Source organism: Pseudodesulfovibrio sp. S3 (assembly GCF_004025585.1).
Taxonomy (GTDB): domain Bacteria; phylum Desulfobacterota; class Desulfovibrionia; order Desulfovibrionales; family Desulfovibrionaceae; genus Pseudodesulfovibrio.
Genome location: NZ_QTZO01000007.1, coordinates 12,240 through 29,777 on the forward strand (window position 1 = coordinate 12,240; position 17,538 = coordinate 29,777).

The following is a 17,538-nucleotide window of genomic DNA, read 5'->3' on the forward strand; positions in this document are numbered from 1 at the left end:
TTCGATTCTTCAGGTTCCGGTTTCTATCAAGGGATTATCCGGTTCGGTGGCGTCGAAATGGGCTCCCAGAAGACTCTTTCTGGTTTGGTAGGACATGAAGTCCAGGATGTCCGTGCCCGGGGTGCTGATATAATCGAAGATGAAATCGATCAGCGTGCTTCGAAGCTGGCAGAGATCTGATTTGACTCCCTGACTCTGGCCCTTGTTTATGGCGGGCAGCGGGCAGTTGGCACCGCAGATCTGTCTGTAGGCACAGTCGCTGCACCCGGGGATATCCTTGACATTGCGCCGGGGAAAGATCCGGTTGTTTTCACTGTGCAGCATCTCCAGGAGATCTTCCTCAAAAATGTTGCCCAAGGTGATGTTCTGGTTGGATATTCCTCCTGAGCAAGGCCAAACCTGCCCGTTGGGACCTATGACGACCAGCAGGCTGCCCGCGCCGCAGGGGCTCATTTCGCAATAACTGGAAGATCGATTGGTCAGTATTGAAAGCGATAACGATTCCATGTGGTTTATGAATAGGGGATGGTGCGGATCGTTTCTTGTCGTGTCCAGCGCATACCCGACGCATGACAGATACGTCGAAATAACGTCCTCCATGGGGGCCATGTGTTCGGCGGCATCGTCCGTGTAGGGAGTGATCGGGTTGAGCGTCAGGCTGGATACGCCTATGGCGTGGAGCTTTTTGATCAACGTTGGGACCGTCTTGACATTGAATTTTGACAGGGTGACGAGAATGTTTGGTGAACAGCCGTTGGCGCACATGTGCCCAATGGATTGAATTACCCTGGAGTTGTCCAGTCCCTGTCTGACGGGACATTTGCCCGAGAGCGTATCGATCGAAAATCCCACATCAATCTGTCTGGAAATGAAAAAATCCAACTGGCGCTCATTCAGGATCGAGCCGTTGGTTTGCATGACGAATTTGAAATCCGCCCCATACTCGGTGATGATTTTTTTGATCATCTCGTAATGGAGTGTCGGCTCGCCGCCATGGAGATTGATGGCCGGGCGCTTCCCCGTGATTTTCGAGTAGCCGTCGATTTTTCCCAGTATGAATTTCACATCGGCATAGGCAAGCTGCGTGGGTTGCCGCTTGAGGCTGTTGGGGACATAGCAATATCGGCAATCGAGATTGCACTTGTGAGATATGTGCAATTCAACCAGATCAAGACGCCTGTTGGCCCTGTCTCGCTGTATGGCGTCCTTTCGCTCTCGTATTTGAGCCTCGGAAAATCGGAATCGGACTGCTTCGCTGTGCGAATCGGCAATGACCCAGGACAGGCTGTCCGGTTCAAGAACAAGAAATCCCTTTTTGAGTTTTTTGATATGCTTCATGGGGATACTTCCCCCCTCCGCATGGAGGGGGGCAGGAGTCAGATTTTTTTGATTTTGGTGTCCAGGATCGAAGACATCTGTTTGATGTCTTCGATGCCGACGGCGTCTTTCACCGTCCAATAGAATTGTTCCACCTGTTTCTTGATCTCATAGACTTCGGCATCGGTCTTTCCCTTTGCAACCGTGTCGATCAGATCCCCGATGTCCCTGAGCAATACGCTGTTCGCCGTGTGGTAATGCCCGTGACCGTGGGCAACCCGGAGTTGCCCCCCCTCGCTGACAAGTTTAAAACCAGTGACTGCCATGTTGACCTCCTTTCGGGTTGGTTTTTGGGGTGACCATACATCGCCTGTTGAGTTGTGTATAGGTTTTTTGTTATTTTGTGGACAGGCAATCACAAAAGACACTTCAGCCCCTGACAGGGGCGATTGTTCGAGTCGGCAGACGGATACAGGCGTACGGGGTCCTTTGACCCGAAGATGGCCGAGCTCAGCCCAGGGCCGAGGCCTTGATCTCGTCGATGCGCCGGAGGTAGTCCGTCCGGTAGAGGGGACCGTTGTCCGTGAACTGCTCGGCGGTCTTCCTGTGCGCGTCGCACCATTTCGCCAGCATTGGGTTCCTGGTGATGCGCCCGTAGTTCTTGATCATGTGCAGGGTGTTGTGGCAGACCGGCATGAGATGCCCGGTCCCGGCCAGCAGCGGGGTGTAATCCGTTTGCAGATCCATGAAGAACGCGCCCACGGCCTCGGCCCAGGGATAATTGCCGGTCGAGGCGAGCTTTTGCAGCATGGCGTCCTCATCCATCCGGCTCGGCTGCCATGGCCGGTTCCATTCTTCGGGTACGGTTTCGTCGGCGGCATAGGCGATTTCGCCTGTTTCCATGAACTTCGCTATCTTCCCGGCCAATTTCGGCCACATGGAACCGATGTGTTCCATGTCCCGGCTGGCATGCAACCCGGTAATGACCTCGTTCGTCTCTTCCAGCGTGATCTTGAGAAACGGGCAGTGCGTTTCGATGCGCTGTTCGGTTTCGGCCCAGATGCCTCCGAAAACGCGGTCCATATCCAGCACGTGGACCTTGTCCAACCCTCTCTGCCAGACCCGGTAATGGGCCGGAGCCTCCCGGCTCAGTTTGTTCCAGTCCTCAAGATAAGAGTATGGGTTGGGACCGAATGCGGGGAAGTGGGAGAGGCGCGAAACCACGACTATGGGCACGTCGGGGAACCGGTCCCTGACCAGTTCCAGGAATTGGCCGTACCGCTTCAGATAGGTTGTCGGGTTGGGTTGGATCATGCCGCATTCGGCATTGAGCCACGCCTCCAGTTCCGGCTTGTCCTGCCAGGCCGCCGGGTCCATGAAGAAGATATACCGGTCGCGGTTGTGGACGAAGAGCGGGGTGTTCTCGTGGAACAGGTTCATGACGATGAGCGACGGGGACGCGTCCTCGGGCGTGATCATTTGATACTGGTTTTCGGGCAGCCGGTCATGGAAGAAGTCTTGCAGCTTCATGTCGCGGACCAGGCGGTTCAGCCCCGGCGGCACCTGTCCGGGGTGGCTTGCATAGGTCAGCGGCGAGGCGAGGACGCGATAGGCGACATCAAATCCCAGGGCCGCCATGGCCCGGCTCAGGAAATCCATTTGACAGTTGCCCAAAAAGTACAGCATTCTTATCCTTGTGAAATCGTTATCGGTACTGATGTCATATGCCACACCCCTCCTTCAAGGCAAGCCATGGGAAAACTGACCATTGAGACCTTCATCCTCGGTCCCCAGGAAACCAACTGTTACTTGCTCAGTATGGACGGGCAGGCCGTGGTGGTGGATGTGGGCATCGAGCCGGACAGGCTCCTTGATCGTATCGATGCGCTGAAGCTCGACCTTCAGGGGGTGTATCTGACTCATTTTCACATGGATCATATCGGCGGGGTCAAGGAGCTTCGTGAGAGATACCCGGTCCCGGTTTTTGCCAGCGACGGGGATGAGTTTCTCAAAGAGCTTTCCTTTGAGGCGGGCGGGGTCCGGGAATTCAACGGTTACATCGATTTTCCGTATACCCCGATAGCCCCCGGCAGGCGAACCGTCCTCGGTCAGACCATGCTCGTCCTGGACACGCCCGGCCATACGCCCGGCAGTCTCTCCTACTTTTTCCCGGCCGCCGGGTGCGTCTTCGTGGGCGATCTGCTGTTCATGATCGCCGTGGGCCGTACCGACCTGCCGCGCGGCAACTCTGCCGACCTGCTCGGCTCCATCCGATCCCGCATCTTTCCCCTCCCGGCCGCAACCCGCATCTATTCCGGTCATGGTCCCATGACCACGGTCGTTCACGAACGGGAAAACAATCCGCATTTTCTCTTTTAGAATGTACCGTTAGGCATTTACTTATTTCACTTCGCTAAGGTAGGGTTCCTCCATGTCGTATGAGTTGGTGTTCATGCGTTTCATCGCGGAGGACGCGACGGCGTCTTTCCGGCACGCACGTTGCCGGATTCTTCGGGGCCGATTCTTCCCTGCGCTGGAACGATGGCGTCCATGTCTGCGGCGGCAGCGGTGCTTTCACCCTGTCCCGGGATGAGCGCTGATTATCAATGAAACATACTTTGAGGATTCGTTATGATGAAGAATATGCCCATGTGCTTCAGTGTTGTTGTCGCCGGTCTTGTGGTTTTGCTTTGTGCGTTGCCGTGCCTGGCGGCGGAAGAGGAGGCTGGTCAGTCGGAATACGGCACCCTGACCGGCCAGACCCGACTGTACTACTTCACCCAGCGGAACAAGAACACGGGAGACGGCTTTGACGACGTCAAGGAGTCCCTGGCCCTGGGCGGTTATCTCAAGTACGAGACCCCGTGGCTGGCCGATTATGTCGGAGCCGGGATTGCCGGGTACGCCTCTGTGCCGTTCGTGGATACCTTCAACCAGCGGGATGAAGGCGGAACCGGCCTGCTCACCGGCAGGAACAACAGCATTTTTGCCCTGGGCGAGGCCTATATCAAGCTTCGCTATGACGAGACCGAGGGGCGCTACTGGCGGCAGCGTATCGAGACGCCGTTCATCAACGGCAACGACAGCCGCATGCTCCCGCAGACCTTCGAGGCTTATGGAGTGAAATCAAACGACTTTGACAACCTTGAACTCAGTCTCTACTGGGTGGACAAGGAAAAGGCCCGGGATACCGAACTGTTCAAGTCCATGACCGAACTGGCCGGGATGAACGGCACCAAGGGCGGCGTGGTCATGGCCGGTGCGGACTGGCAGGTCCTGGAGAAACTGCCCACCCGGTTCTGGAACTATTACGCTCCGGATCTGGACAACACCTTTTTCACCCAGCTCAAATACACGTTCGGCAGCGCCGAGGGGATGGAATACTCGGTCATGTTCCAGGGAGTGGACCAGCGCAGCGTGGGCGATGAGCGCAACGGCGAATACAATTCCGCTGAAGCGGGACTCACGGGAACCCTCAAATTCAGCGGTTTCACCTTTGATCTGGGCGGAACCGTGGTGGACAATTCGGCTGGCATCCGCAATTCCTGGGGCACCTATCCCTTTTTCAACAACATGATGAGCTACGCCTTCAACCGGGCAGGGGAAAAGGCTCTGCTGGTCGGCGCGGGCTATGATTTCGCGCGCCTCGGGGTGGCGGGGTTCACGGCCAATGTCAAGGCCGTCTTCGGCGACACGCCCGATTCCGGTCGCAGCGCCTCCTTTGACCGTGACGAATACAACCTGAACCTGGACTATGCGTTCAGCGGCGACCTGGAGGGACTCTCCCTGCTCAATCGCTGGTCCTACCAGGACGCGGACGAGGATTTGGGCGGCCGTGACGGCTTTCAGGTCCGTCTTCGTATGCAATACAATTTCCAACTGATGTAGCAGGCTGCTTTTAAACACCTGTTTATTAAAAACAGCTTTTTGTTCAGTCTCTTTTTTTATATGGTCAAACACTGGCTTGCTTCATAAAACTCAAGGATTGATACATGGCAGTCGAAAATGTCACCCCGGAGAAAGGTGTTGATATCACGCCTGAGACCCTTGAGGCAGCAAAAAAGCTGCTGTCCAAGCGGTTCAAGTTTATAAAGAGTCCCGATGAATCTTTGAAGTGTCTTGCCCGGCTCGGTGCCAAGCGTGTGGCTCTGGACATGACTCTGAATCCTGAACGGTATGTGCCCGAAGCCTCCGACAGCCCGCTTCCCAAGGTGGAGCCGTTGGACCCGTTGGATATCCTGCGTCAGGACCACCAACTCCCGGCACTGCCCCAGGTCTTCCTCGAATTGCAGCAGGCCATCGGAGGCAAGGCTACATCGGCCGACGATCTGGCCGAGATCATCAGTCAGGACCCCGGTCTGACCGCTTTTCTCCTGCGCATGGTCAACTCCGCCTTTTACAGCCTGCCCATGCAGATCGACACCATTTCCCGGGCTGTCACCGTGGTCGGGGTCAACCAGCTCTCCACCCTGGCCGTGGGAACGTCGGTCATGAGCCTGTTCAAGGACGTGCCTGCCGATGTCATCGACATGGAGCAGTTTTGGAAGCATTCAATTTGTTGCGGCCTGATCGCTCGCCGGTTGTGCCGAGTTACTGGCAAGGGCGATCCCGAGCGCGCCTTCGTGGCCGGATTGCTGCACGATATCGGCCAGCTCATCCTGCTTCAGGCCGAGCCTGAGCGGGCCATGGCCGTGCATGTCCATGCCCGTGTCAAGGATGAGATTCTCTTTGTGGAGGAAAAGGCCCTGCTTGGATTTGACCATGCGACCCTGGGCGGCATGCTGCTCAGGAAATGGAATTTCCCCTTTGTGCTGGTGGCCTCGGTCCTGGAACACCACCAGCCCAAGGCCAATCAGAAGGAGCCCGAGCCGTTATTGGTGCATTGCGCCGAAACCCTTGCCACCGGGTTGGGGGTCGGTTCCAGTGGCGAGTATTTTGTGCAACCTCCCGACAGGGGTGTATGGGAATCCATGGGATTTACCCCGGAGCGCATGGGTGAGATGGTCGAGGACCTGGACGAAGAGCTGGAAGAGGCCTTCGGTATTCTCATCGAATAATCACCTCGACACACTGCCGCATGTTTTTGATCGGTCCGGGCGTGTCTGACGAGCGTATTGTTTGACATCATCGCCCCCAGGCTTTACTTCTTCCGTCCGAATACAAGAAACGGAGGCTGCTCACATGCGCGATAAAGTGGAAACTGTTTTGGACAAGGTCCGGCCCATGCTTCAGGCTGACGGCGGTGACGTGGAACTCGTGGAAATCACCGATTCCGGCGTGGTCCGTGTCAGGCTGACCGGTGCCTGCAAGGGGTGTCCCATGTCCCAGATGACCCTGCGAAACGGCATTGAACGGATTGTTCTCAAGGAAATCCCCGAAGTGAAGGGCGTAGAAGCCGTTTAGTCGAGGACGGCCTCCGGCCCCCCCATCCCCTCTCAACCTCCGAAACTTTTTGGGTGCGCTTGCGCATTTTAAGAAGTGAAGATGGTGGGAGTGGGGATTTATAGCTGTAACAACAATTTTCGCGCTCGCACGATCCCGCGAAGCGCGCCAAAAAGTTTTGAAGGGTCCAGGGAACCTTTTTCAAAAGGTTCCCTGGACGCCGGAGGCATTCCATCATGACCAAGATAGTTTCCCGTTTTGCTCCCAGCCCGACCGGGTACCTGCATATCGGCGGTGCGCGCACCGCACTGTTTTCCTGGCTGCTGGCCCGGGCTGCTGGCGGCGAATTCCGTCTGCGCATCGAGGATACGGACCTGGAACGTTCCACCCCGGAGGCCACACAGGCCATCATCGATTCCATGCGCTGGCTCGGTCTGGAGCATGACGGCGAGATCGTGTACCAGTCCGCCCGCGCCGACCGGCATAATGAGGTCATTGACCAGCTCATCGAGTCCGGCCATGCCTATTACTGCCGGTGTTCCAAGGAAGACGTGGACGCCATGCGCGAGAAGGCCATGAAGGAAGGCCGCAAGCCCAAGTACGACGGCACCTGCCGCGACAAGGGGCTGACCTCGGGCGTGGTCAGGCTCAAGGCCCCTCAGGAGGGCGCCACCGGATACAAGGATATGGTCAAGGGCTTCATCAGCGTGGAGAACACGGAGATGGACGACATGATCCTCCGGCGCACGGACGGTTCGCCCACCTACAACCTGGCCGTGGTGGTGGACGACCACGACATGGGCGTCAACCATGTCCTGCGCGGCGACGACCACGTCAACAACACCCCGCGCCAGATCCTCATCTACCGCGCCATGGGGTGGGACGTGCCCGAGTTCGGCCATGTGCCCATGATCCTCGGCCCGGACAAGAAGAAGCTTTCCAAACGCCACGGCGCGCTGTCGGTCATGGAATACGAGAAGATGGGCTACCTGCCGGAGGCCGTGACCAATTATCTGGCCCGGCTGGGCTGGTCCCACGGCGACCAGGAATTGTTCACCATGGACGAGATGGTGAAACTTTTTTCCACGGACAACCTGGGCAATTCCCCGTCGGTCTTCGACCTGACCAAGTTCGAGTGGGTCAACGGTCAGTACATGCAGAAGGGCGACCCTGACCGGCTGGCAGGGATGCTTTGCGATTTCCTGGCCCGGGAAGTGGGCGAGGAAGAAGCGGCCAATGTTTCCAGGGCCGATTTCGCCAGGATCGCACCGCTCCTGCAGCCCCGCGCCAAGTCCATCCTCGACATGCTGGAACAGTCCCGTCCGTTCATCACGGACGCTTCTTTCCTGGCCTATGACGAGGCTGCGGTGAAGAAATTCCTGACCGAGGAGACCAGGCCGCTCCTCGAAGAGATCGCGGCCCGCATCGAGGCGCTTGAAACGTTCAGTGAAGAGACGCTGGAAGAGGTGCACCGTCAGTTCCTTGAGGACAAGGACATCAAGTTCAAGGCCGTTGCCCAGCCCATTCGCGTGGCCATCATGGGCAAGACCCAGTCTCCCGGCCTGTTCGAGACCATGATGGTGCTCGGCAAGGAACAGACCCTTGCGCGGATACGTCGGGCCGTGGCGCTGTAGTCATCGGCACATCATTTTCTGAAAGGGCGGCTTCGCAGGAGTCGCCCTTTTTGTTTGGGTTTCGGCTGGTAGGGATGCCACTCTTCCGGCGGCCTTGCACGTAAAAAAAGAGTTGCTTTAACTGAATGATCATTTATCATAGAGCTTATGCGCATCAAAGACGACAGCAAGCGGGAAGCACTTTTGCGTGCCACGGTGTCGGTGGTCAACAAGACGGGTTTCGTGGCAGCGTCCGTGTCCAAGATCGCCGGAGCCGCCCAGGTCTCGCCAGCTACCCTGTACACCTATTTCGAGAACAAGGACGACCTGATCATCTCGACCTATATGGCACTCATGTCCCGCATGTCGGACGGCGTCTTCAGGGGGGTGGACACAGGTCTGCCGGTGCGGGCGGCCCTGTACGACATCTGGCGCAGGACCTTTGAGTACGTGTCCCGGAACCGGGGGGATTTCCTCTACACCGAGCAGTTTGCAAAGTCCCCCTACGTCAAGCACCTCAGGCTTGAAGACCTGCAGGCCTTTTTCGCACCGCTCATCAGCTTGGTCCGCCGGGGCGTGGACGAGAAGATTCTCAAGGATGTCCATTTTCATATGCACATCTTGTTCTTCTACTATCCGATCCTTACCCTGGCCAATCCGGGTAGCTGCCATTCCGTAGCTATTGAAGAAGCCACCATTGAGACCGCTTTCCAGCTTGCCTGGGATGCCATCAGACTCTAGTTGCGGTTTTTTTTTGCAAACAATGTTAATTGAATGTTCATTTAATATGAGAGCCGGTATCTCCGGCGAAACCCTGTAACCGCCCATGGAGGTATAGCCATGCAACAAGTTAGTGAATCCGTTTTGGAAGCCTTTGGAAAGATGTGGGGTCTTTACCCTGCGCCCGTGATGCTCATTCACGCCAGCCGCGAGGTGTTGGCCGTGAATGCCTGTGCCGATGGCTTGGGCATTGCTGCCGGGATCCAGTGCCATTCCCTCTACCCGAGGGACAAGGTGTGTCCGGGATGCCAGGCCAACAAGGCGCTCAAGACCGGATCAGCGGTCAGGAAGACCGCCATGGACAATCGGTCGGGCCGGTTTCTCGACGGATACTGGATTCCGGTGCAGGGCGAGTCGGACATATATGTGCATTTCGGCAGCGACATCACCGAATACGTCAAGCCGGAACTGATGACCGATTAGAAATGATGAGGACGCTGTGTTTTCCCGCAGCTCCCGTCTTTGTCAAAGCTCCCGCCGGACATTCCGACGGGGGCTTTTTCAAGGGGAGGTGTATATGTCCACTACCGTTTGTGGATCTCGTCTTTCATGGCCCGATAGGTCTGCTCATCGATTTCACCGGCGGCAAAGCGGCGTTTGAGGATTTCCTCAGGCGTGCCTGTCCCTGTATCTGTGGCGGGTTTGCGGAGCAGGCGAACCGTGAAGTATATGATCAATCCGATGATGAGGAGCTGAAAGATGCCGCCGAAATGAAAGGGCATCCAACTCGACCAGCCCGGATGGCCGCCAGCCTGCCAGAACCCTGCTCCGGGACACCAATTACTGAATGCGGTAAGAAAATTCATGCTCTCTCCTCTCGTGTTTGCATACTCGTAGCATAGAGCGTGCCAATTTAAATAATCAATAGATACAGGCTGTTGTAAACTTAAGGGAAAGAGGGGGATGTGCAACCATGCAAATATGTGCACTCTGGCCGGGCACTCTTCTGCACATGAGGTTGCAGCCGGCATCACATTTTTATCGAGCAAAGAGGGGAGGCTGACGGGGATGGTGGAAGGTTCGGGTTGTCAGCAGGAGGTTCACGACGCTGAGGGTTGATTTCCTCCTGGCGGCGGGGTTGATTTGTCGCTATGCTGTGTCCGCGCAGGGTACACAGGGCGCAAAAAAGCTGCCGCCGAAACAATCGGCGGCAGCAATGCTAAAAAAGCAAAATGTATCAGCTTAGGCTTCGGGCTTCTTGGAAACCACGGGCTTGATTATGGCGCCGCTGCGGATGCAGCGCGTGCAAGCCTTGATAGTGACGACCTGGCCGGACTCAAGCTGGTGGCGGACCTTCTGCAGGTTAGGCATGAAACGACGCTTGGTCTTGATGTGGGAGTGGCTGACATTGTTGCCGCTCTGGGGACCCTTTCCGCAAATATCGCAAACCTGGGACATTGCGACCTCCTAATGTATGCTGATGAAATAGTTTGTTTATAATCGTAACTTGCCGCTGAAGGTTGGTAGCTTCTCCAGGCAGCGGGAGAGAATCCTTACCGAGCCTTCCAGCAAATGGCAAGGGTTTTTTTTCTTGACAGGATAATTTGTTACCATATAGGAAGCACCGGTTGCCCGGCCATATGGTCGGCACTCAAGGCGGAGAATACTATGTTTGAACTTTGGTTACCGATCAGCGATATTGCCGCCGAGGGCAGAAGCTTTACTTTTGACGATCAGGCCTTCTGGCGTGAAGGGTGGCGTGAGTTCAAGCTGGGCATTCGTCCGGGCAGGGACCTGGTGGCCGAGTACACCGTCATGCCCCAGTCGGACAACGGCGCTCTCGTTCGCGGCAAGCTCAACGGCTCCGTGAACATGGCTTGCGACCGCTGCACCGGAACGTTCGAGCTGGATATCGATGTCGAGTTCGATGCCTTTGAGATGCTTCCTGATGGCGAGTATGACGGCGAACCTCGCGTTCGTTTGGAAAACGGCCAGTTGCAACTGGACATGGGCGCGATCCTCTGGGAGGAATTCGCCCTGGCTCTGCCCTTCAAGCCTTTGTGCTCCGAAGACTGCAAGGGTATTTGCCCGGGATGCGGAGTGGATCTCAATTCCGGCAAATGCGAATGCAAGCAGGAAGAGGGCGACGAAAGGCTTGCGGTTTTCCGCAACTTGAAGATAAAGTAACGCCCCTTGCCCGGACGTCTTCATGACCCAGGGCAGGTCGACGAGAATAAATCATATTAAGAGGTATACATCATGGCTGTCCCTAAAAAAAGAACTTCCCGGTCCCGTAAGGGCATGCGCCGCTCCCACGACGGTATCGTCGCTCCAAACGTTGTTTACTGCGAGTGCGGTGAGCCGAATCTTCCCCATCGCGTCTGCGCCGTCTGTGGATCCTACAAGGGTCGTCAGGTAGTCAGCGGCGACGATGCCTAGCGCTGAATCCGTCCTGGTTCCACGCATTGCCGTGGATGCCATGGGGGGCGATTTCGGCCCCCGCATAGTCGTGCCTGCTGCGGTTCTGGCCGCGCGTGAAGGCATTGCTGTCACGCTTGTCGGCGATGAGTCCGCTATCAATGGCGTGCTTGACGGTCTCGACACCCAGGGGCTGGACATTTCCATTGTCCATGCCTCCCAGGTCGTCGAGATGGACGACAAGCCCGCAGACGCACTTCGGCGCAAGAAGGATTCGTCCATCCAGGTGGCTTGCCGCCTGGTCAAACAGGGCGATGCCCATGGCGTGGTTTCGGCAGGCAACTCCGGAGCTACCGTGGCTTGCGGTATGTTCATCCTGGGTCGTATTCCCGGTGTGCAGCGTCCGGCCCTGGCCGGCATTCTGCCCACGGAGAAGAACCCGATGGTGCTCATCGACGTGGGTGCCAACGTGGACTCCAAGCCCCAGCATCTCTTGCAGTTTGGTCTCATGGCCGACGTGTTCGCCCGGTATGTCCTTGGCATAAAGGATCCTTCCGTGGGCATCTTGTCCATCGGCGAGGAAGAGGGCAAAGGCAACGCTGCGGTACGTGAGGCCTTTGACCTGTTCAAGAAGTCTCAGATGCGGTTCATCGGCAACGTCGAGGGGCGCGATATCTTCACCGGAGAGGTGGATGTCGTGGTCTGTGACGGGTTCGTGGGTAACGTGGCCCTGAAACTTTCCGAGGGTTTGGCGCGTTCCTTGAGCCACATCCTCAGGGACGAGCTGAAGTCCAGTTGGCTTTCCAAGCTGGGCACGCTGCTTTCACTTGGCGCCTTCAAGCGATTCAAGAAGATCGTGGACTACGCCGAATACGGCGGAGCGCCCCTGCTGGGCTTGCATGACATCGTCATCGTGGCCCATGGCAAGTCCAATGAACTGGCCATCGTCAATTGCATTCGCATGGCCGCGACCAGTGTTCGCAACAATGCTCACGAACATCTGGCCGAAGGTCTGGCCGCCCACAAGGGTTTGGCCGGAAAGCCCGATCGGGACGCGGCGTAAGCACGTCCGAAAAAGCGGTTCGTGAAAAACTTTTCCCAACTTGACCGCATCTGCCCATTGGCATACACACTCTTTCCATGATGAACTTCACCCTTCGCGGCTTTGGCATGTATGCTCCTGAAAAGGTGCTGACCAACGCTGATCTCGAAAAAATCGTCGATACCACCGACGAGTGGATAACGACCCGCACCGGCATCAAGGAGCGGCATATTGCCGCCGAGGATCAGGCCACGTCGGATATGGCACTTGAGTCCTCCAAGCAGGCCTTGGCCGAGGCGGGCATGGACCCTGCCGAGTTGACCCACATCATTTGCGCCACCTTTACGCCGGATTCCATGATTCCGTCCTCTGCCTGCCGGTTGCAGGAGAAGTTCGGCATCAAGGGGCAGATGTGTCTCGACGTACAGGCAGCCTGTTCCGGCTTCCTCTATGCTTTGCAGACCGGCCGCGGCTACCTCTGCCTGGAGCCTGACAGCAAGGTCTTGGTGGTTGCCAGTGAGATCGTCTCCCGCCGGACCAACTGGGAGGACAGGGCCACCTGCGTCCTGTTCGGCGATGCCTCCGGCGCCGTGGTCATGACTGCGGGCGAAGCCGCCGATACTCCGCGCGTACTGGACGTCATGTTGGCCGCCGACGGGTCCCTGGGGGATCTGCTCACCGTCAATGGCGGCGGCTCGGCCTATTCCTACAAACTGGGAGAAGCGGTCGGACCCGAATTTTTCGTCGAATTTCAGGGCCGCGAGGTCTTCAAGCACGCCGTGCGGAACATGACCGATATGTGCGAGGCCGTTCTTGAGCGCAACGGGCTGCAGAAGTCCGACGTGGACGTGCTCCTTCCGCATCAGGCCAATTATCGCATCATCGACGCCGTGGGACGCAGGTTCAACATCCCCGAAGAGCGGGTGTTCGTCAACGTCCACAAATACGGCAATACCTCTGCGGCCGCTGTGCCCGTGGCCCTGGCCGAAGCCGTGCAGACCGGCTTTATCAAGCCGGGCGATCTGGTACTTATTCCCACTTTTGGCGGCGGTTTCACCTGGGGAGCCGCTCTCGTGCAGTTCTAGGTTTTCAAACAGCCGTTTGTTTGCTTTTTGCTGTTAAATGGGGATACACATTCAGGTGACAATTTGAGCATCAATTTGCAGTTCGGGACCATTTGGTATATTGGGTCCAGACCAAAGACACTAGCACGAGGTTATTAGATGAGCGATCTTTCCAAAGTCGCGTTGGTAACGGGTGGTTCCCGAGGCATCGGACGTACTGTTGCCCAAAGACTGGCCGCCGATGGCTTCGAGGTGTATCTGACCTATGTGAGTCGTCCGGAATCTGCGGAAGAAGTGGTTGCGGATATTGAAGCAGCCGGTGGTAAGGCAAGGGCTTTCAAGCTCGACTCGGGTGACCGTGACGCTGTTGCTGCCTTCTTCAATGACGAGATCAAAGGAAAGGTGTCCCTCGATGTGCTCGTCAACAATGCCGGCATCACCCGCGACGGGCTGATGATGCGCATGAAGGACGAGGATTGGGACAAGGTCATCCATATCAACCTTACCGGCTGTTTTGCTTTTCTCAAGGAAGCGTCCAAGATCATGGGCAAGCAGCGTCAGGGCCGGGTCATCAACATCACGTCCATTGTGGGCCAGATGGGCAATGCCGGTCAGACCAATTATTGCGCGGCCAAGGCAGGGCTTATAGGCCTGACCAAGTCCGCAGCCCGTGAACTGGCCGGGCGCGGGATCACGGTCAATGCCGTGGCACCCGGTTTTATCGAGACCGACATGACTGCCGCACTGCCGGAAAAGGTAGTCGAGGCCATGTTGGCACAAATTCCGTTAAAATCCCTCGGGCAGTCCGAGGATATCGCAGCCGCCGTCTCTTTCCTGGCTGGACCCGGAGCCGGGTACATCACCGGCCAGGTGCTGGGAGTCAATGGCGGCATGTACATGTAATTAAGCAAAAAAACTCACTGGTAGTGGAGGAAAAGTATGTCCGACGTAGCAGCAAAAGTGAAAGCGATCATTGTTGAGCAGTTGGGTGTGTCCGAAGACGAAGTCGTTGAAAGCGCAGCCTTTGTTGAAGATCTGGGTGCAGATTCCCTGGACCTGACCGAACTGATCATGGCCATGGAAGAGGAATTCGACCTGGAAATCGATGATGAACAGGCTCAGAAGATCCTCAAGGTCAGTGATGCCATCTCGCACATCGAGAAGGCAGTCTAGTTCGCTTTTCTAAGAAAAGTATATATTGTGAGCGTCTTACGCACCCATAGCGGTGTAAGGCGCTCCTTTCATTACATCAACGTAGACACTACGGGCAGGTATTATGAACAGGGTAGTTGTTACCAGTGTTGCCGCCGTCACGCCTTTGGGCAATGACGCCGAGTCCAGCTGGCAGAACCTCCTGGCCGGTAAGTCCGGCATCGGCAAGATTACCAAGTTCGACACCACGGACTTTGCCACTAAAATTGCGGGCGAGGTCAAGGGCTTTGACCCCGACGTATACATCGGCAAGAAAGAAGCGCGCCGCATGGAAATGTTCACCCAGTATGCGGTGGTCGCTTCCAAGATGCTCTTTGAAACAGCCGGTTGGACCATTCCCGAATCCGAACGGGATCGGGTCGGCACCATCATCGGTGTGGGGCTGGGCGGCCTTGAGACCATTGAGGACTGCCATGAAAAACTCCTGAAGCGGGGCCCGAGCAAGATTTCGCCTTTCTTCATTCCCGTGCTCATCGCCAACATGGCCGCCGGTCAGGTGTCCATCGCCACCGGGGCCATGGGCCCAAACATTTGCACCACCACGGCATGCGCTTCCGGCACCCATGGCGTGGGAACGGCCTATACGGACATCGCCATGGGCCGCGTCAATGCCATGATTTGCGGTGGGGCCGAATCCACCATCACTCCGCTGGCCGTGGCCGGTTTCAATGCCATGAAGGCATTGTCCGTGCGAAACGACGAGCCCGAGCTTGCCTCCCGTCCGTTCGACAAGGACCGGACCGGTTTCATCATGGGTGAGGGTTGCGGCCTGTTGCTTCTGGAATCCCTGGAGCACGCCAAGGCGCGCGGCGCCAACATCCTGGCCGAGGTGGTCGGGTATGGCGCATCCGGTGACGCCTACCACATGACTGCGCCGCCCGAGGACGGTTCCGGCATGGCGTATGCCATGGCCGCCGCCATCCGTGAGGCCAAGATCGATCCGACCGTGATCGACCACATCAATGCTCACGGCACCTCCACCTATCTCAATGACCTGTGCGAGACGCGGGCCATCAAGAAGGTCTTTGGCGACCATGCCTATAATATCAATATCTGCGCCAACAAGTCCCAGATCGGGCACCTGCTCGGCGCAGCCGGCGGGGTGGAAGCGGTCTTTGCCGTCAAGACCCTTGCCGAAGGTGTCATTCCCGGCACCATCAACCGGGATACCCCGGACCCTGAATGTGATCTCGACGTGTGCGCCGACGGTCCGCGTGAGAAGCAGGTCGAATACGCCCTGTCGAACTCGTTCGGCTTCGGCGGCACCAACGCCTGCGTTCTGTTCAAAAGGTTCACTGGATAGCCGACAAGGGAGGCTGAACGGCCTCCCTTTTTTGATATAAGGACGGATCTCCATCCCGCCTGTGGCGACTGCAGCGTCTGCCCTGGACCGATGAAAAAGTTGGCCTTCAGGACGGATCGCCATGACCGGTCGAACGCATGTTCGGGATGGGAAGCCATTCGTATCCACATTCAACCAGAGGATCAAACCATGGAAGAACTGTTTATCCAGGATCCGGCGGTTGCCGCCGCCATTGCCGATGAGGTCGACCGTCAGGTCTCCAAGCTGGAACTCATTGCCAGCGAAAATTTCGTTTCCGTTGCCGTGCGCCAGGCGCAGGGCTCGGTCATGACCCATAAGTACGCTGAGGGCTATCCCGGCAAACGTTGGTATGGCGGTTGCGAATTCGTGGACGAGGTCGAAGACCTGGCTCGCGAACGCGCCAAGGAACTGTTCGGGGCCACCTACGCCAACGTTCAGCCGCATTCCGGCTCCCAGGCCAACATGGCCGTGTATTTCGCGGCCTGCCAGCCCGGCGACACCGTCCTCGGCATGGACCTGTCCCACGGCGGCCATCTGACCCACGGATCTCCGGTCAACTTTTCGGGCAAGCTCTTCAACATGGTGCATTACGGCGTCTCCAAGGAGACCCAGACCATTGATTACGATCAGGTCGAGGCCTTGGCCAAAGAGCACAAGCCTGCCATGATCATCGCCGGTGCCTCCGCCTATCCGCGCATCATCGACTTTGCCCGGTTCCGGGCCATTGCCGACGAGGTGGGCGCCAAGTTGATGGTGGACATGGCCCACATCGCCGGATTGATCGCTGCCGGCGAACATCCGTCCTGCATCGAACACGCCCACTACACCACCACCACGACCCACAAGACCCTGCGCGGTCCCCGCGGCGGCATGATCCTGAGCAGTGAAGATCTGGAGCAGGAACTCAACTCCAACATCTTCCCCGGCATTCAGGGCGGTCCGCTGATGCACGTCATTGCCGCCAAGGCAGTGGCCTTTGGCGAGGCCCTGTCCCCCGGCTTCATCGAGTATCAGCAGCAGGTGGTCCGCAACGCCAAGCAGCTCGCAACCTCCCTGACCGAGTCGGGCTACTCCCTGGTTTCCGGGGGAACGGACAACCACATGATGTTGCTCGACCTGTCCGGCAAGGACTACACAGGCAAGGATGCCCAGATCGCCTTGGACAAGGCTGGCATCACCGTCAACAAGAACACCATCCCGTTCGAGACCAAATCCCCGTTCCAGACCTCCGGCGTGCGCCTGGGCACCCCTGCCCTGACCACCCGTGGCATGATCGAGGAAGACATGATCGTGGTTTCCGAGGCCATTGTAGCGGCTCTCGACAACATGAACGACGACAAGGTCCTTCAGGAGATCGCCGACGAAGTAGAGGAATTTGCCCGCGAATTTCCGCTCTTCGCCTGGTAGGCCCTGACCATACGACTCATACAGAAAACCCCGGTCCGT

General features: G+C 57.2%; 21 protein-coding genes. 16 read left to right on the forward strand and 5 right to left on the reverse strand.

What is annotated here, in order from left to right; all coding sequences use genetic code 11:
- Positions 1-9 precede the first annotated feature (9 nt).
- The 3 genes from DWB63_RS09540 to DWB63_RS09550 form a co-directional block, all read right to left on the reverse strand.
- The gene (locus DWB63_RS09540) at positions 10-1,338 is read right to left on the reverse strand and encodes a radical SAM protein (protein WP_128328606.1); all 1,329 of its coding nucleotides are present in this window, start codon (positions 1,336-1,338) and stop codon (positions 10-12) included.
- 38 nt (positions 1,339-1,376) lie between these two features.
- Positions 1,377-1,643 (reverse strand): hypothetical protein, encoded by a 267-nt coding sequence (locus DWB63_RS09545; RefSeq protein WP_128328607.1) that lies wholly within the window; start codon positions 1,641-1,643, stop codon positions 1,377-1,379.
- A 184-nt stretch (positions 1,644-1,827) separates the two neighbouring features.
- The gene (locus tag DWB63_RS09550) at positions 1,828-3,003 is read right to left on the reverse strand and encodes an SGNH/GDSL hydrolase family protein (protein ID WP_128328608.1); all 1,176 of its coding nucleotides are present in this window, start codon (positions 3,001-3,003) and stop codon (positions 1,828-1,830) included.
- A gap of 66 nt (positions 3,004-3,069) precedes the next feature.
- Here DWB63_RS09550 and DWB63_RS09555 point away from each other — a divergent pair, with 66 nt between their 5' ends.
- The 8 genes from DWB63_RS09555 (at position 3,070) to DWB63_RS09585 (ending at position 9,515) form a co-directional block, all read left to right on the forward strand.
- On the forward strand, positions 3,070-3,696 hold the full coding sequence (locus DWB63_RS09555) for an MBL fold metallo-hydrolase (protein WP_128328609.1): 627 nt from the start codon (positions 3,070-3,072) through the stop codon (positions 3,694-3,696).
- A gap of 59 nt (positions 3,697-3,755) precedes the next feature.
- Positions 3,756-3,917 (forward strand): hypothetical protein, encoded by a 162-nt coding sequence (locus DWB63_RS17285; protein WP_164879836.1) that lies wholly within the window; start codon positions 3,756-3,758, stop codon positions 3,915-3,917.
- A gap of 31 nt (positions 3,918-3,948) precedes the next feature.
- Positions 3,949-5,205 carry an OprD family outer membrane porin gene (locus DWB63_RS09560; protein WP_128328610.1) on the forward strand — a complete coding sequence of 419 codons (1,257 nt, stop codon included), beginning with the start codon at positions 3,949-3,951 and terminating at the stop codon, positions 5,203-5,205.
- A 104-nt stretch (positions 5,206-5,309) separates the two neighbouring features.
- On the forward strand, positions 5,310-6,374 hold the full coding sequence (locus DWB63_RS09565; protein ID WP_128328611.1) for an HDOD domain-containing protein: 1,065 nt from the start codon (positions 5,310-5,312) through the stop codon (positions 6,372-6,374).
- Positions 6,375-6,498: 124 nt separating this feature from the next.
- Positions 6,499-6,720, forward strand: a complete 222-nt coding sequence (locus tag DWB63_RS09570; protein WP_128328612.1) for a NifU family protein — start codon at positions 6,499-6,501, stop codon at positions 6,718-6,720.
- A 215-nt stretch (positions 6,721-6,935) separates the two neighbouring features.
- A complete protein-coding gene (gene gltX, locus DWB63_RS09575; protein ID WP_128328613.1) occupies positions 6,936-8,333 on the forward strand; it encodes a glutamate--tRNA ligase in 1,398 nt (465 codons plus the stop codon).
- Between the two features lie 147 nt (positions 8,334-8,480).
- Positions 8,481-9,053 (forward strand): TetR/AcrR family transcriptional regulator, encoded by a 573-nt coding sequence (locus DWB63_RS09580; protein ID WP_128328614.1) that lies wholly within the window; start codon positions 8,481-8,483, stop codon positions 9,051-9,053.
- A gap of 99 nt (positions 9,054-9,152) precedes the next feature.
- The gene (locus DWB63_RS09585; RefSeq protein ID WP_128328615.1) at positions 9,153-9,515 is read left to right on the forward strand and encodes a hypothetical protein; all 363 of its coding nucleotides are present in this window, start codon (positions 9,153-9,155) and stop codon (positions 9,513-9,515) included.
- Between the two features lie 101 nt (positions 9,516-9,616).
- Here DWB63_RS09585 and DWB63_RS09590 read toward each other — a convergent pair whose 3' ends face one another.
- On the reverse strand, positions 9,617-9,898 hold the full coding sequence (locus DWB63_RS09590) for an SHOCT domain-containing protein (RefSeq protein WP_128328616.1): 282 nt from the start codon (positions 9,896-9,898) through the stop codon (positions 9,617-9,619).
- Positions 9,899-10,274: 376 nt separating this feature from the next.
- Positions 10,275-10,490: a 50S ribosomal protein L28 gene (gene rpmB, locus DWB63_RS09595; protein ID WP_128328617.1), complete on the reverse strand. Its 216-nt coding sequence runs from the start codon at positions 10,488-10,490 to the stop codon at positions 10,275-10,277.
- 210 nt (positions 10,491-10,700) lie between these two features.
- Here rpmB and DWB63_RS09600 point away from each other — a divergent pair, with 210 nt between their 5' ends.
- From DWB63_RS09600 to glyA, 8 genes are all read left to right on the forward strand, one after another.
- A complete protein-coding gene (locus tag DWB63_RS09600; RefSeq protein ID WP_128328618.1) occupies positions 10,701-11,219 on the forward strand; it encodes a DUF177 domain-containing protein in 519 nt (172 codons plus the stop codon).
- A 72-nt stretch (positions 11,220-11,291) separates the two neighbouring features.
- Positions 11,292-11,471 (forward strand): 50S ribosomal protein L32, encoded by a 180-nt coding sequence (gene rpmF / locus DWB63_RS09605; protein WP_128328619.1) that lies wholly within the window; start codon positions 11,292-11,294, stop codon positions 11,469-11,471.
- Complete coding sequence (gene plsX, locus DWB63_RS09610) at positions 11,464-12,513, forward strand: phosphate acyltransferase PlsX (RefSeq protein ID WP_128328620.1); 1,050 nt, start codon at positions 11,464-11,466, stop codon at positions 12,511-12,513. Before rpmF ends, plsX begins: the two co-directional genes overlap by 8 nt.
- Before the next feature lie 77 nt (positions 12,514-12,590).
- Positions 12,591-13,577 (forward strand): beta-ketoacyl-ACP synthase III, encoded by a 987-nt coding sequence (locus DWB63_RS09615; RefSeq protein ID WP_128328621.1) that lies wholly within the window; start codon positions 12,591-12,593, stop codon positions 13,575-13,577.
- A gap of 138 nt (positions 13,578-13,715) precedes the next feature.
- Positions 13,716-14,459: a 3-oxoacyl-[acyl-carrier-protein] reductase gene (gene fabG, locus DWB63_RS09620; protein ID WP_128328622.1), complete on the forward strand. Its 744-nt coding sequence runs from the start codon at positions 13,716-13,718 to the stop codon at positions 14,457-14,459.
- A gap of 36 nt (positions 14,460-14,495) precedes the next feature.
- The gene (locus DWB63_RS09625) at positions 14,496-14,729 is read left to right on the forward strand and encodes an acyl carrier protein (protein ID WP_128328623.1); all 234 of its coding nucleotides are present in this window, start codon (positions 14,496-14,498) and stop codon (positions 14,727-14,729) included.
- A 103-nt stretch (positions 14,730-14,832) separates the two neighbouring features.
- Positions 14,833-16,071, forward strand: coding sequence for a beta-ketoacyl-ACP synthase II (gene fabF / locus DWB63_RS09630; RefSeq protein WP_128328624.1), 1,239 nt, complete (start codon positions 14,833-14,835; stop codon positions 16,069-16,071).
- Positions 16,072-16,260: 189 nt separating this feature from the next.
- A complete protein-coding gene (gene glyA, locus DWB63_RS09635) occupies positions 16,261-17,499 on the forward strand; it encodes a serine hydroxymethyltransferase (RefSeq protein ID WP_128328625.1) in 1,239 nt (412 codons plus the stop codon).
- Positions 17,500-17,538 lie beyond the last annotated feature (39 nt).

What these genes read in the sequence shown, in the direction of transcription:
- DWB63_RS09540 (WP_128328606.1), bottom strand. Translation starts at nt 1,338, where the DNA reads ATGAAGCATATCAAAAAACTCAAAAAGGGATTTCTTGTTCTTGAACCG.
- DWB63_RS09545 (WP_128328607.1), bottom strand. Translation starts at nt 1,643, where the DNA reads ATGGCAGTCACTGGTTTTAAACTTGTCAGCGAGGGGGGGCAACTCCGG.
- DWB63_RS09550 (WP_128328608.1), bottom strand. Translation starts at nt 3,003, where the DNA reads ATGCTGTACTTTTTGGGCAACTGTCAAATGGATTTCCTGAGCCGGGCC.
- DWB63_RS09555 (WP_128328609.1), top strand. Translation starts at nt 3,070, where the DNA reads ATGGGAAAACTGACCATTGAGACCTTCATCCTCGGTCCCCAGGAAACC.
- DWB63_RS17285 (WP_164879836.1), top strand. Translation starts at nt 3,756, where the DNA reads ATGAGTTGGTGTTCATGCGTTTCATCGCGGAGGACGCGACGGCGTCTT.
- DWB63_RS09560 (WP_128328610.1), top strand. Translation starts at nt 3,949, where the DNA reads ATGATGAAGAATATGCCCATGTGCTTCAGTGTTGTTGTCGCCGGTCTT.
- DWB63_RS09565 (WP_128328611.1), top strand. Translation starts at nt 5,310, where the DNA reads ATGGCAGTCGAAAATGTCACCCCGGAGAAAGGTGTTGATATCACGCCT.
- DWB63_RS09570 (WP_128328612.1), top strand. Translation starts at nt 6,499, where the DNA reads ATGCGCGATAAAGTGGAAACTGTTTTGGACAAGGTCCGGCCCATGCTT.
- gltX (WP_128328613.1), top strand. Translation starts at nt 6,936, where the DNA reads ATGACCAAGATAGTTTCCCGTTTTGCTCCCAGCCCGACCGGGTACCTG.
- DWB63_RS09580 (WP_128328614.1), top strand. Translation starts at nt 8,481, where the DNA reads ATGCGCATCAAAGACGACAGCAAGCGGGAAGCACTTTTGCGTGCCACG.
- DWB63_RS09585 (WP_128328615.1), top strand. Translation starts at nt 9,153, where the DNA reads ATGCAACAAGTTAGTGAATCCGTTTTGGAAGCCTTTGGAAAGATGTGG.
- DWB63_RS09590 (WP_128328616.1), bottom strand. Translation starts at nt 9,898, where the DNA reads ATGAATTTTCTTACCGCATTCAGTAATTGGTGTCCCGGAGCAGGGTTC.
- rpmB (WP_128328617.1), bottom strand. Translation starts at nt 10,490, where the DNA reads ATGTCCCAGGTTTGCGATATTTGCGGAAAGGGTCCCCAGAGCGGCAAC.
- DWB63_RS09600 (WP_128328618.1), top strand. Translation starts at nt 10,701, where the DNA reads ATGTTTGAACTTTGGTTACCGATCAGCGATATTGCCGCCGAGGGCAGA.
- rpmF (WP_128328619.1), top strand. Translation starts at nt 11,292, where the DNA reads ATGGCTGTCCCTAAAAAAAGAACTTCCCGGTCCCGTAAGGGCATGCGC.
- plsX (WP_128328620.1), top strand. Translation starts at nt 11,464, where the DNA reads ATGCCTAGCGCTGAATCCGTCCTGGTTCCACGCATTGCCGTGGATGCC.
- DWB63_RS09615 (WP_128328621.1), top strand. Translation starts at nt 12,591, where the DNA reads ATGATGAACTTCACCCTTCGCGGCTTTGGCATGTATGCTCCTGAAAAG.
- fabG (WP_128328622.1), top strand. Translation starts at nt 13,716, where the DNA reads ATGAGCGATCTTTCCAAAGTCGCGTTGGTAACGGGTGGTTCCCGAGGC.
- DWB63_RS09625 (WP_128328623.1), top strand. Translation starts at nt 14,496, where the DNA reads ATGTCCGACGTAGCAGCAAAAGTGAAAGCGATCATTGTTGAGCAGTTG.
- fabF (WP_128328624.1), top strand. Translation starts at nt 14,833, where the DNA reads ATGAACAGGGTAGTTGTTACCAGTGTTGCCGCCGTCACGCCTTTGGGC.
- glyA (WP_128328625.1), top strand. Translation starts at nt 16,261, where the DNA reads ATGGAAGAACTGTTTATCCAGGATCCGGCGGTTGCCGCCGCCATTGCC.